Consider the following 12,282-nt stretch of genomic DNA (forward strand, 5'->3'; position numbering starts at 1 on the left):
GGGTACTCAGCGGTGTGGTCGCGGCGGGCACGGTGCTGTTGACGCTGGTTGTCGTCGGCGCGGCGGCGATCGGCGCGCGGCGTGGTTTCCCGGGTCCCGGGGCGGAATCGGTGACCTGGCATCTGCTTGCCTCGGCGACTGTCGTTGGGGCGCAGATCTTTTCGGACAGGAATCGGGGTTTTCTCGCCTTTTCCGGATCCGCGGTCGTTTTCTTGGTTACCGGTGTATTGCTCTGGACACAGTGGTGGGGTTGACGGTCCGTTACTAGTTGCGGCCGGGTGAATTGTGGACGAACATCTTTTCTTGTGATCGACATCGAGACGGATGTGCTGGTTCTAGGCGGCGGCCCCGCCGGAACCTGGGCGGCCGTCTCGGCTGCCTCCAGAGGGGCGAGGGTGGTGCTCGTCGACAAGGCCCGCTGCGGGAGCAGCGGGCCTTCTGCGTTCGGGAGCACGACCGTGTGGAATATCCCGCCCGGCGCATCCAGGAGCGAGGCGGTGCGCCGATCGCACGCCCACGGCGGCCACCTCGGCGATCCGGACTGGATGCACGGGATGCTCGACGAGACGCATCGGCGAATCGAACAGCTGGTCGGCTGGGGCTACCGGCTTCCCGACGACGCGCGGTCCGGCTCGCAGCGGGTCCGCTTGGACGGCGCCGGCTACCTGCGCCGGATGCGGCGCACCGTGATCGAGGCGGGGGTGCGCGTCCTCGATCATCACCCCGCCTTGCAGCTGCTGCGTGACGTCGACGGTGTGGTCTCCGGTGCGGCCGGGGTGCAGCAGCACAACGGCTTTCGCGCCTGGACGGTCCGCGCGGGCGCGGTGGTGGTGGCCACCGGCGGGTGTGCCTTCCTCTCCGGCGGCGCGGGCACCGACGTGGCGACCGGCGACGGTCTGCTGCTCGCCGCCGAGGCGGGTGCGCGGCTGTCCGGAATGGAATTCTCCAGCGCCTACGGCCTCGCGCCCGCGCCGCACGCGATGACACCGGCGGTGCATCCGAGTTTCGTGCCGGGTCTGGCGCTGCACAGCGCGACGCTCTACGACGAGAGCGGCGCCGTCGCGGGTGACCGGCACGCGGTGTTCACCGCCATCGCCGACGGGCGGCGGGTGTTCGCCGCCGTGGCCGATCTGCCGGAAGCCGTCCGGCACTGGCTTACCAGGCAGGGCGCGGTCGATCGATCCGGGCGGGTGCCGTTGGGCGCGGTGCTGGAGGGAACCGTGCGCGGTACAGGCGGATTGGCGCTCGCCGGTCCGGACGGCGCGACCACGGTGGCTGGGCTGTTCGGCGCCGGTGACGCGGTCAGCCGTGAGCCGATCACCGGCGCGGTGAGCGGCTTCGGTGGACAGAACGGAGCATGGGCCATCGCGTCCGGCGTCTGGGCGGGGGCGGGCGCGGCCAGGTTCGCGCGGACCAGAGGCGCCGTGGGTGCGGTGCGTCCGGTACCCGGCGCCGGCCTCGCTTCGCGGGCGCGCATCGATCCCCGTGCGATCGTCGGACTGGTGCAGGAGCACACATTGCCGTTGCGGCGCAGCTACTGGCGCAGCGCGGGCAGCCTGCGCGACAGCATCGCCGAGCTCGACGGCATGTGGCCGGGCGCGGCGTTCGAGCTCGGCGGCGTCGGCGCCGAGCGCCTGCGCGCCAGGCAGGCGGCGGCCCTGCTCGCGGTGGCCAGATGGACCAAGCACAGCGCGCTGGCACGCACCGAGACCCGCGGCATGCATCGGCGCACCGATCACCCCGACGCGGGCGCCGAGTGGCGGGTCCGGCTGACCTCGGGCGGGCTGGACAGCGTCTGGGTGGGCACCGAGCGATTGCGGCGGGTAACGTCGGAATCGCCGCCCGCAGTGCGCGGCCCGGCCGTCGCGCGCGGCCAGGTGCCCGTCGGATCGGCGCCCGCGCCAACGACGCCGGAAACCCTCGTGATCGCGCCCGACCGGCAGGAACCGGACCTCACACCACCGGACCGCCTGGCGATGTGACAACTCACCGCCGTGCGATGTGTGAATGCGAGTTTCCCCTAACTTCGGGGTAATTCCGGGGACTTACCCTCGGACTATGACGCGCAACCGGGATCCGACACACCGGTTTGGCAAGTCGTCGGACCGGCTGGCAGAATGTTGCGGATTCCCGTCCTACGCCACCGCCGGGTTCGGGAACCACGGTGCTCCACGCCGCGCAACGTACCGTCGCGCCCCCGGGGATCGCCCCGCATGTTCTGTCCGGACCCACCCGTCCGGCCCCCGCTCTGCGGATCAGTGCAGCGCCACGTCTAGAGCTCCTCGTCGGGTTTCGACACACCCGCCCCGACTCGAAACGTCCATGTCAGCGCACTCGATGAGCGGTACGAATCACCTATTACGAATTACCCGGCGGTAACCGTCCCCCGGTTCAGCCCGATCCGAGCAGGAGTGAAATCGTGTCACCTGTGACTGACGCACCGAATGCCACCGCGAGTTTGTCCGAAATCACCAACGACGAAATCTTCGCTGGACACCTCGGCGGCAAGCTCTCGGTCGAGCTCTCTGCTCCGCTGGAGACGCAGCGCGACCTTTCCATCGCGTACACCCCCGGCGTCGCTCAGGTCAGCCGTGCGATCGCGCAGGACGAGACGCTGGCCAAGCGCTACACCTGGACCGACCGCCTGGTGGTCGTGGTCAGCGACGGCACCGCCGTCCTCGGCCTCGGCGACATCGGCCCGCGCGCCTCGCTGCCGGTGATGGAGGGCAAGGCCGCGCTGTTCAAGAAGTTCGCCGGACTGGATTCCATCCCGATCGTGCTGGACACCAAGGACGTCGACGAGATCGTCGAGACCCTGATCCGGCTGCGCCCGAGCTTCGGCGCGGTCAACTTGGAGGACATCTCCGCGCCGCGCTGCTTCGAGATCGAGAAGCGCGTCATCGAGGCGCTCGACTGCCCGGTCATGCACGACGACCAGCACGGCACCGCGATCGTGGTGCTCGCCGCGCTGAACGGCGCGGCGCGGGTGCAGGGCCGCGACATCGACGGACTGAAGGTCGTGGTGTCGGGTGCGGGCGCGGCCGGTGTCGCGTGCACCAACATCCTGCTCGCCGCGGGGGTCCGCGATGTCACCGTGCTCGACTCGAAGGGCATCGTGAGCCGCGATCGCGCCGACCTGAACGAGGTGAAGTCCGACCTGGCCGAGCGCACCAACCCGCGCGGCCTCACCGGCGGCGCCGCCGAGGCGCTCGCGGGCGCGGACGTGTTCCTCGGTCTGTCGGCGGGCCTGATCGCCGAGGAGCTCATCGCCTCGATGGCGCCGGAGGCGATCGTGTTCGCCATGTCCAACCCGGACCCGGAGATCCACCCGGACGTGGCGCGCAAGTACGCCTCGATCGTCGCGACCGGCCGCAGCGACTTCCCGAACCAGATCAACAACGTGCTCGCCTTCCCCGGCGTCTTCAAGGGCGCGCTGGACGCGGGCGCCCGTCGCATCACCGAGGGCATGAAGATCGCCGCCGCCAACGCCATCCTGAGCGTGGTCGCCGACGAGCTCGGTCCCGAGAAGATCGTCCCCAGCCCGCTCGACCCGCGGGTCGCCCCGGCGGTCGCCGAGGCTGTCGCCGCCGCCGCGCGTGCGGAGGGCGTTGCGTAACAATCGATTACGCAAAGACAGGGCGCCCCGTTCAACGACGAACGAGGCGCCCTGCGTCATTTCCGTAGCGGAAGCGGCGGTCAGTGCGGCACGGAGACGGCCGAGATGAACTCGGCCAGCTGGGCGTCGGTGACGTTCTTGGCCAGATCGGATTCGCAGATCATGCCGACGAGGCGCTTGCCCTCGATGACCGGCAGTCGCTTGATCTGGTTCTGCTCCATCATTTCCAGCACCTGCTGAAGGTCGGCGTCGGCGTCGACCCAGCGCGGGGTGCCCTTGGCGAGATCGCCCGCGCGGATGCGGCCCGGGTTGTGTCCCTCGGCGATGCAGCGCACGACGATGTCACGGTCGGTTAGCATGCCGATCAGGCGGTCGTTGTGGCAGATCGGCAGCGCACCCACGTCCAGGTTGCGCATCATCTCGGCGGCGCGGTCGATCGTCTCGTCCGCGGGAATGCATGTGGCATCGGCGTGCATGATGTCACGTGCCTTCATCGGTGCGTTCATGCTCGCATCCTCCTTGTCTTGGGGTTCGGTGCCCGCAGGACTCGGGGTTGCGCAGGTCTCGACACGGCGTGCCACAGTTGCGTCGAGCGCGCACGGCTGACGACTCCTACGGCCAATGCAATAGTGACCTGAATCACACCGGTGGTCAATGGGGGTGGACCGGCCGAGCGGAGTGGACGACGGTCAGCGCGCGGCTTGCGGCACGTCGACCGGCGCCGACGGCCTGCGCAGCCGACCGGTGCCCGGCGTCGTCGCCCAGACGACCAACGCGAGCAGTCCGTCCAACAGCATCGCCAGCGCCGCCACCAGCAGCGCGCCCACCAGCACCCGGTCGTAGCGGTGCAGCCCGAGGCCGTCGAAGATGTAGCGGCCGAGCCCGCCGAGGTTCACATACGCCGCGATGGTCGCGGTGGCCACCACCTGGAGGGTGGCGCCGCGCAGGCCGTTCACCAGGATCGGCATGGCGTTGGGCACTTCCACCCGGAACAGGATCTGCCGCTCGGTCATGCCCATGGCCCTCGAGGCGTCGACCACGTCGGCGGGCACGTTGGCCACTCCGGCGTACGCGCCCGCCAGCAGCGGCGGGACGCCGACGGTGAGCAGCGCGAGCAGCGGGGGAATCAGCCCGAGCCCGAGCAGCAGCACCAGGAACGTGAGCAGGCCGAGGGTGGGCAGCGCGCGCATCGCGTTGGCGAAACCGACCAGCACCGCGGCGCCGCGCCGTCGGTGGCCGATGATCGAGCCGAGCGGCACCGCCAGCACGGCCGACCCGGCCACCGCAAGCACGGTATACCAGAGATGTTGCGCCAGGCGGGTTTCGATGCCGGTGGGCCCGCCCCAGTTGGCGCCGTCGGTGAAATAGTGCCAGGCGTCGACGAAGAGGTTCACGCGCTCGCTCCTCGTCGCGTTCGCTCGTCGGCCCTGGTCCACGGCGTCGCCCACCGGCCGAGCAGGTACACCAGCCGGTCGAAGACCAGTGCGAGCGCCAGCGTCACGATGATGCCCGCGACGATCTCGTCCGGGTAGTCGCGCTGATAGCCCTGGGTGAACAGCTTGCCGAGTCCGCCGACGCCGATCAGCGCGCCGACCGAAACCATGGCGATATTCGTGACCACGACCACGCGCAGGTTGGACACGAAAACCGGTATCGCCAAAGGCATGTCGACGGTCAGCGTGCGCCGCAGCGGCCCGAATCCGACGGCGTCGGCGGCGTCGACCACCTCGGCGGGGACCGAGTCCAGCGCCACCGGCACCGCGATCACCAGCAGCGCGGTCGAGTAGATGGTCAGGGCGATGACGACGTTCCACGGATCGATCGCGGAAAGGCCGACCAGCGGAGGGATGATCACGAACAGCGCGAGCGAGGGCACCGTGTAGGCCAGGCTGGCGACGCTCACGGTGATGCGCCGCAGCCATGGGATTCGCCGGATCACCGCGCCCGCCGGAATCGCGATCGCCAGGCCGAGCAGCAAGGGCGTCATCGCCAGATAGAGGTGGGTCCTGGTGATGGTGAGGATCTCGGAGAAGTTGTCGATCAGGTATCTCACGCGTTCTCCCGCCCGGCGCGGCGCGGTGCCGTGGTGGAGCCGGGGCCGCTCACCGATCCGTCCCGTCGCTCTCGGAGCCGCCCTGTTCTCCGGCGAGCCGGTTGCGCTCGGCGTCTTCCGCGCCGCGCTGCTCGGCCAGTTGGGCGATCACCTCGGTGGCCAGCACGCCGCCGCGCACGCGGCCCGAATCATCCACGGCCACACCGATTCCGGATGGCGAGGAGATTGCCGCGTCCAACGCTTGGCGCAGATCGCCCGCGGGCGTGAACAGTGATCCGCCCGCCGCCATGCAGTCTTCCAGCGGCCTGCCCGCGCGACGCGATGCCACGCCGGTCACGTCGACCCACCCCATCGGTTTGGCCGCTTCGTCCACCACCAGGATCCACTCGCCCTGCTTCAGTCGCAGCGCGCCGACCGCGCCCGCGGTCGCGGTCGGAATCTCGTGCAGCGGAACGTCATCGGCGGAGCGAAAGGAGAGGCCTCGATAGCCGCGGTCGCGCCCGACGAACTCGGCGACGAAATCCGTTGCGGGCCCGGACAGGACGCGCTGCGGCGGATCGTACTGCTGGAGCACGCCCGCCCTGCCGAACACCGCGACCCGGTCGCCGAGGGTGACGGCCTCGTCGATGTCGTGGGTGACGAACACGATGGTCTTGTGCAATTCCGCTTGCAGCCGTTGCATTTCGGTCTGCAATTCGGCCCGCACCACCGGGTCGACGGCGCTGAACGGCTCGTCCATCAGCAGGATCGGCGGGTCGGCGGCCAGTGCTCGCGCCACACCCACCCGCTGCTGCTGACCGCCGGACAGCTGCGCGGGGTAGCGATCGGCCAGGCCGCGATCGAGCCCCACCCGGTCCAGGACCTCGAGCGCCGCCTTGCGCGCCGCCCGCCGCGAATTACCGCGCAGCACAGGAACAGTCGCGACATTGTCGAGCACGGTGCGGTGCGGCAGCAGGCCGCCGCTCTGGATCACGTAGCCGATGCCGAGCCGGAGCCGGACCGGATCCACCGTCGAGATGTCTTGTCCGGCAATGGTGATCGTGCCCGCGGTGGGCTGGATCATCCGGTTGATCATCCGCATCGAGGTGGTCTTCCCGCAGCCGGACGGACCGACGAACACGGTGAACGAACCCGATTCGATGCGCAGATCCAGATCGGTGACGGCGTGCGTGCCGTCCGGATAGGTCTTGCTGATTCGGTGGAACTCGATGTCCGACACCGCTGCCCTCCCGCCTTCGATCACCCGTGCCGGATCACCCGACCGGTGTGTTCAGCCCCTGCGCGGCGACCCACGCCTTGGCGGCCGCCGCCGGCTCGGTCTTGCTGCTGCCCGAGACCGCCTCGTTCAGTGCGATCAGCTGCTCGGTGGTGAGCTTCGCCGAGACCGCGTTCAGCGCGGCGGTCGCCTTGTCGGACTTCTTGGCGGCGTTGAACAGCGGAATCACGTTCTGCGCGGGGAAGTTGTGCTTCGGGTCAGCCAGCACGACGAGATCGTTCTCGGCGATGGCGGGGGAGGTGGTGAAGATGTTGGCCGCGGTGACCTGGCCCTCGACCAGCGCGCGCACGGTGGCCGGGCCGCCGCCGTCGGCGAGCGCGACGAAGTTGGCGGCGGCGATGTCCAGGCCGTAGTTCTCCTTCAGGCCGGGCAGCCCGCCCTGGCGTTCCTGGAATTCCGCGGGCGCGCCGAACTTCACCTCGGCCGAATGCGGCGCGAGATCGGCGATGGTGCGCAGGTTCCAGCGTTCGGCGGTGGCGCGGGTGACCACCACCGCGTCGGAGTCCTGGCCGGGCGCCGGCGCCGCGGTGGCCAGCTGGGCGCCGAGCGCGCCCGCCAGCGCGGCCTCGACGTCGGCGGCGCTGGTCGCGGTCGCGTCGTTGTCCAGGTATTGCAGCAGGTTGCCGGTGTACTCCGGGATCACCGAGATCGCGCACTGGCGCAGCGCCGGGATGTAGGCCTCGCGGCTGCCGATATCGAGCCGGGTGTCCACCTGGAAGCCGTTGACCCGCAACACCTCCGCGTATACGTTGGCGACCGTTTGGGACTCCGGGAAGTTCGCCGAGCCGACGATCAGGCCCTCGCCCGCACAGTCTCCGTCCGCGGCGAGCGGATCGGAATTGCCGCAGGCCGACAGGATCATGCCGACGGCGAGGAGTGTCGCGGCGGCGAAAAGCCGGGAGGCGCGCAGCGCGAGCCGCAGCGCCGATCGCCCGGCAGCGGGGGTGATCGTGGTCTTCACGTGGGTCCTTCCGGCGGATGCGGACGGTGCGTGCGGCCGAGGCCGAGGCGGCACCGGTACATTCTGGTTGTCCATATTGCCCGCAACTGGGTATTTCTGTCGGCTGTAGTCGTCTTCGGAGAGTTGGTGTCGCCGGATGGTGTTGGCCGCGTCGAGGCGGGTGCTGGCCCGGATATTGGTCGTCGCGGCCGCTGCGGCGGTCGTGTCCTGCGGTAACGACGATCCAGGCCCCGCCTTCGTGGTGGGCGCGGGCGACGCGATCGAATCGCGGGTGCTCGCCGAGGTCTACGCGGCCGCGCTGGCCAGGACCGGGTTGAAGGTAGCCGTGCAACCGGAGCTCGGGCAGCGGGCCGACTATCTGGCCGCGCTCGACGCGGGCCGGGTCGCGCTGGTCGGCGAGCACACCGGTGCGCTGCTGGCCTTCTACGACAGCGGGTCCGCGGCGCGCACGCCGTCCGCCGTGGTCGAGGATCTGAACCGCTCGCTGCCGGAAGGGCTGATCGTCTCCGACCCGGCCGACGGCACCGATCTGCGGCCGCGGGTGCTGGTCGCCACAGAGGCCGCGCGGCGGGACGATCTGGATTCCGTCGCCGAACTCGCTCCGCGCTGCGCCGAACTCCGCGCCGGGCTGGCTCCCGCGCCGGACGCGCTGCGCGCCCCCGGCGCCAAGCCGGTCACGGGCTGCGACTTCGCGGGAGAGACGCCGTTGCCCGATGCGGCCGCGCTGCGAAATGCCCTGCTGGACAACTCGGTTCAAGCTGGCGTGGTCGGCGGTCCTTCCGCGCTCACCGCAGCGGCCACCGAGGGGCTGACGGTATTGACGGACCGCGAGTACGCGCTGCGCGCCGAGAACGTGATCCCGGTGTTCCGCAAGGGGCTGCTCGACGATCAGCGCATCCGGAAGCTGAATTACGTTGCGGGCGAACTGACCACGGACGAGTTGGTCGACATGATCCGCCGGGTCCGTGACGGCGCCGCTGCGGGTGACGTCGCGCGCGCCTGGCTGGACATGCACGGGCTGTAGGTCCCGGCCGCGGTCGTTCGCCCTGCCGGCCTGGCGCGTCCAAGTACTGCCGCGCAGCCGTGTCGAAACTTCGCAGGCCGCTGCGAGTCCGTCTCGGCCAGGGGTACGCCGACCGGGACGGGTCGTGGTGATCAGGCGCCAATGCGGGTTGTGCCGCGGCGTCGAGTGATAGACGCGTGCGGTGAAGCGAGTGCGCACCGTGGAGCGCGCGGGGTGCCGTGACGGTGTCGCTCATCACAGGTCGGCTGGGTCCGCACCCCTTGTCGCGCAGTTATTTTGGGCCGTATATTCCACATGGAGTATTTGGTACGGAGTATGTCGGAGCCCGCGACTACCGTTTCGCGGTCGAAGGGTCCGGCTCCCGCGGTGCGGCGGGGGGTGATTTCAGCGGGAGGTGATTGCATGGGGCAGGCGCGTCCGGCGCTGACCGCGTTGGCGGTCGCCGTGCTCGCGTTGCTCGAGGAGCGGCCGATGCATCCGTACGAGATGTTTCAACTGCTGCTGCGGCGCGGCGAGGACCTGCTGGTCAAGCTACGGCCCGGCTCGCTCTACCACACCGTCACCCGGCTGGCCGATCAGGAACTGGTGCGCGCCGAGGGCGTCGACCGCGCGGGCAACCGCCCCGAACGCACCACCTACCGGATCACCGCGTCCGGCCGGGAAGCGCTGCGCGCCAGGCTCGCCGAGCTCCTGCGCTATCCGGCGCGGGAATATCCGCTGTTCCCCGTCGCCTTGGCCGAAGCGCACAACCTGCCGAAGGACGACGTGCTCGCGCTGGTGCGCGAACGCGTCGCCCACCTCCAGCGTGATCTCGACGACCTCGACACCATGACCGACTGGGCGCGCACCCACGAGGTGCGGCGTCGCTACTGGATCGTGCTGCCCTACCTGCGCACCACACTCGCGGCCGAGCTCACCTGGTTGACCGGCTTCCTCGACGAATTGGCCTGCGGCGCACTGGAATGGGAGCAGTTCGACCCGCACACCGGCACGCGGCTGGCCGGACCCGAACATCCCTGGGCCGACGACGACCACTCGGAGCCGCCGCCCGTGCCGCGGCGCTCGGCGGGAGCGGCGACGTGACCGCGTCCGATCACTCACACCGATCTTCCCGGATAGGAACGACATCGATGCCCACCCAACGCAATCCGTGGCTGGCGCTATCCGCGCTGGTAGTCGGCTTCTTCATGATCCTGTTGGACATGACCATCGTCGCGGTCGCCAACCCCGCGATCATGCGTGACCTCCAGGCCGACATCTCCCAGGTCATCTGGGTCACCAGTGCCTACCTGCTCACCTATGCCGTTCCGCTGCTCGTCACCGGCAGGCTCGGTGATCGCTACGGCCCCAAGAACATCTACCTCGTCGGCCTCGCGGTCTTCACCGCCGCGTCGCTGTGGTGCGGGCTGTCGCAGAGCATCGCCATGCTGATCGCGGCGCGCGCCGTGCAGGGCCTCGGCGCCGCGCTCATGACGCCGCAGACCATGGCGGTGATCACCCGGACCTTCCCGCCGGACCGGCGTGGCGCTGCCATGGGTCTGTGGGGCGGCGTCGCGGGTCTGGCCACCCTGGTCGGCCCGATCCTGGGCGGCGTGCTGGTCGACGGGCTGAGCTGGGAGTGGATCTTCATCGTCAACGTGCCGGTCGGCATCGCCGCCTTCGCGCTGGCGGTCTGGCTGGTGCCCGCGCTGCCCACCCACCCGCACAAGTTCGACATCCCCGGCGTCGTGCTCAGCGGCATCGGCATGTTCCTGCTGGTGTTCGGCATTCAGGAGGGCAACAGCTACGACTGGTCGGCGCGCATCTGGCTGACGATCGCCGCGGGTCTGGTCGTGCTCGGCGTGTTCGTGGTGAATCAGGCGCGCAACACCGGCGAGCCACTGGTGCCGCTCAGCCTGTTCCGTGACCGCAACTTCGCGCTGTCGAACGTGGCCATCGCCGCGATGGGCGCCACGGTCGTCTCGCTGATGGTGCCCGCATACTTCTACCTGCAAGCGGTGCGCGAGATGTCGCCGACCAGGTCGGCGCTGGTGTTCGCGCCGATGGCGATCGTCACCGGATTCGCCGCCCCGCTCGTCGGCAAGTTCGCCGACCGGCTGCATCCGCGCATCGTCCCGACCACCGGCTTCGCGCTGTTCGCGGTGTCGATCTTCTGGTGGTCGGCGATCATGACACCGGATTCCAACATCGCGTGGTTCCTGGTGTCCGCCGCGCTGGCCGGTTTCGCCAACGCCTGCATCTGGGCGCCGCTGGCCTCCACCGCCACCCACAACCTGGCCGTGCACCAGGCGGGTGCGGGCGCGGGCGTCTACAACACCACCCGCCAGGTCGGCTCGGTGCTCGGTAGCGCCGCCATCAGCGCGCTGATCTCGGCCCGGTTGTCCGCGAACGGGCTCGCCGGCGGCGCACCCACCGCGGAAGGCGTCGGCCATGGCCCGATCCCGCCGCAGATGCTCGGCGAATTCAGCACCGCCCTCAGCGAATCCATCCTGCTGCCCGCCGCCATCCTGCTGGTCGGCGTCGTGGCCTCGGCCCTCTTCATCCGTCACGGCACTCCCGCCCCCGCAGGCCCGGCCGACAAGCTCGCCAAAGCCGACAGCATCTCGGCCTGACAGCCGCCCGGCCGCATCCCCACCCGGGATGCGGCCGTCAGCGCACGAGTCCGGAAAGCCGATCCCAATCGACCTTCAACCGCACCGGCATATCGATGATCTCGGCTCCGCCCGGCTCCAGCACAACGTGTGGACGGTACTGGGTCAGTGCGTGATCCAGCACGAAGACTTCGATCGAGTCGACTCGGTTGTCGGCGATCCAGACGATCCAGTACCAGGGAATTCCGGCTAAGGCGTACTCGGCCTTCTTCTGTGCGATATCGATCTTCTCGCTGCCGGGGGATACGACCTCGATCGCGATGAGAACCATGGATGCCGGTAGTGGCCGCAACTCGGAGGGGGCGCACTCGTAGAGAGCGACGTCGGGGCGCCGGACAGTGGCCTTGGGAAGTTCCCACAGGACGACGTCGAAGTCGACGTCCACATCCAGGCATCCATCCTGGTAGCGATCCACGTGTTGGTCTGCGGCTGTTTCGATGAGTTCGGCCAGCCGCCGCGCCGCCTTCTGGTGCGATCGATTCGGTGACTCGGCTCGGACCGCCTCGCCGTTGACCAACTCGACCTGGCGGCAGAATTCTTCGGGTAGGTCGCGCCAGATGTCCAGCGTGATCGGTTCCGGCTGCAAGTTCTCGGACTTCGCCCAGTCGAAGATCGCGGACATGTGCGCTCCTTGGGATAGGGCCAGCTACCTGGACAGACCCTATCCGGAGGCATTCAGTGAACGCTATTGCATTCGACGA

At 69.5% G+C, this 12,282-nt stretch carries 12 protein-coding genes; 6 read left to right on the forward strand and 6 right to left on the reverse strand.

Features of this window, described 5'->3' with window-relative positions; genetic code table 11:
* Positions 1 to 32 precede the first annotated feature (32 nt).
* The 3 genes from AB0H50_RS17010 (at position 33) to AB0H50_RS17020 (ending at position 3,616) form a co-directional block, all read left to right on the forward strand.
* Positions 33 to 254 carry a hypothetical protein gene (locus AB0H50_RS17010; RefSeq protein WP_357452845.1) on the forward strand — a complete coding sequence of 74 codons (222 nt, stop codon included), beginning with the start codon at positions 33 to 35 and terminating at the stop codon, positions 252 to 254.
* A 72-nt stretch (positions 255 to 326) separates the two neighbouring features.
* Positions 327 to 1,982: an FAD-binding protein gene (locus AB0H50_RS17015; RefSeq protein WP_357453464.1), complete on the forward strand. Its 1,656-nt coding sequence runs from the start codon at positions 327 to 329 to the stop codon at positions 1,980 to 1,982.
* 446 nt (positions 1,983 to 2,428) lie between these two features.
* Positions 2,429 to 3,616, forward strand: a complete 1,188-nt coding sequence (locus AB0H50_RS17020; RefSeq protein WP_357453467.1) for an NADP-dependent malic enzyme — start codon at positions 2,429 to 2,431, stop codon at positions 3,614 to 3,616.
* A gap of 80 nt (positions 3,617 to 3,696) precedes the next feature.
* Here the strand turns inward: AB0H50_RS17020 and AB0H50_RS17025 are convergent, their stop codons facing one another.
* From AB0H50_RS17025 to AB0H50_RS17045, 5 genes are all read right to left on the reverse strand, one after another.
* Positions 3,697 to 4,122, reverse strand: a complete 426-nt coding sequence (locus tag AB0H50_RS17025; RefSeq protein WP_357452848.1) for a CBS domain-containing protein — start codon at positions 4,120 to 4,122, stop codon at positions 3,697 to 3,699.
* A 183-nt stretch (positions 4,123 to 4,305) separates the two neighbouring features.
* Complete coding sequence (locus tag AB0H50_RS17030; RefSeq protein WP_357452851.1) at positions 4,306 to 5,010, reverse strand: ABC transporter permease; 705 nt, start codon at positions 5,008 to 5,010, stop codon at positions 4,306 to 4,308.
* A complete protein-coding gene (locus AB0H50_RS17035; RefSeq protein ID WP_357452854.1) occupies positions 5,007 to 5,669 on the reverse strand; it encodes an ABC transporter permease in 663 nt (220 codons plus the stop codon). Before AB0H50_RS17035 ends, AB0H50_RS17030 begins: the two co-directional genes overlap by 4 nt.
* A 49-nt stretch (positions 5,670 to 5,718) precedes the next feature.
* A complete protein-coding gene (locus AB0H50_RS17040; RefSeq protein WP_357452857.1) occupies positions 5,719 to 6,888 on the reverse strand; it encodes an ABC transporter ATP-binding protein in 1,170 nt (389 codons plus the stop codon).
* Positions 6,889 to 6,922: 34 nt separating this feature from the next.
* Positions 6,923 to 7,855 carry an ABC transporter substrate-binding protein gene (locus AB0H50_RS17045; protein ID WP_357453470.1) on the reverse strand — a complete coding sequence of 311 codons (933 nt, stop codon included), beginning with the start codon at positions 7,853 to 7,855 and terminating at the stop codon, positions 6,923 to 6,925.
* Between the two features lie 187 nt (positions 7,856 to 8,042).
* Between AB0H50_RS17045 and AB0H50_RS17050 the strand changes: the two genes are divergently transcribed.
* The 3 genes from AB0H50_RS17050 to AB0H50_RS17060 all read left to right on the forward strand — a co-directional run bounded on the left by AB0H50_RS17050 (position 8,043) and on the right by AB0H50_RS17060 (position 11,542).
* Positions 8,043 to 8,930, forward strand: coding sequence for a glycine betaine ABC transporter substrate-binding protein (locus tag AB0H50_RS17050; RefSeq protein WP_357452860.1), 888 nt, complete (start codon positions 8,043 to 8,045; stop codon positions 8,928 to 8,930).
* Between the two features lie 402 nt (positions 8,931 to 9,332).
* Positions 9,333 to 10,013: a PadR family transcriptional regulator gene (locus AB0H50_RS17055; protein WP_357452863.1), complete on the forward strand. Its 681-nt coding sequence runs from the start codon at positions 9,333 to 9,335 to the stop codon at positions 10,011 to 10,013.
* 47 nt (positions 10,014 to 10,060) lie between these two features.
* A complete protein-coding gene (locus tag AB0H50_RS17060) occupies positions 10,061 to 11,542 on the forward strand; it encodes a DHA2 family efflux MFS transporter permease subunit (RefSeq protein ID WP_357452866.1) in 1,482 nt (493 codons plus the stop codon).
* A 37-nt stretch (positions 11,543 to 11,579) separates the two neighbouring features.
* Here the strand turns inward: AB0H50_RS17060 and AB0H50_RS17065 are convergent, their stop codons facing one another.
* Positions 11,580 to 12,203 carry a Uma2 family endonuclease gene (locus tag AB0H50_RS17065; protein WP_357452869.1) on the reverse strand — a complete coding sequence of 208 codons (624 nt, stop codon included), beginning with the start codon at positions 12,201 to 12,203 and terminating at the stop codon, positions 11,580 to 11,582.
* Between the last annotated feature and the right edge of the window lie 79 nt (positions 12,204 to 12,282).

The sequence above is a fragment of the Nocardia sp. NPDC050793 genome, assembly GCF_040654065.1.
GTDB lineage: Bacteria > Actinomycetota > Actinomycetes > Mycobacteriales > Mycobacteriaceae > Nocardia.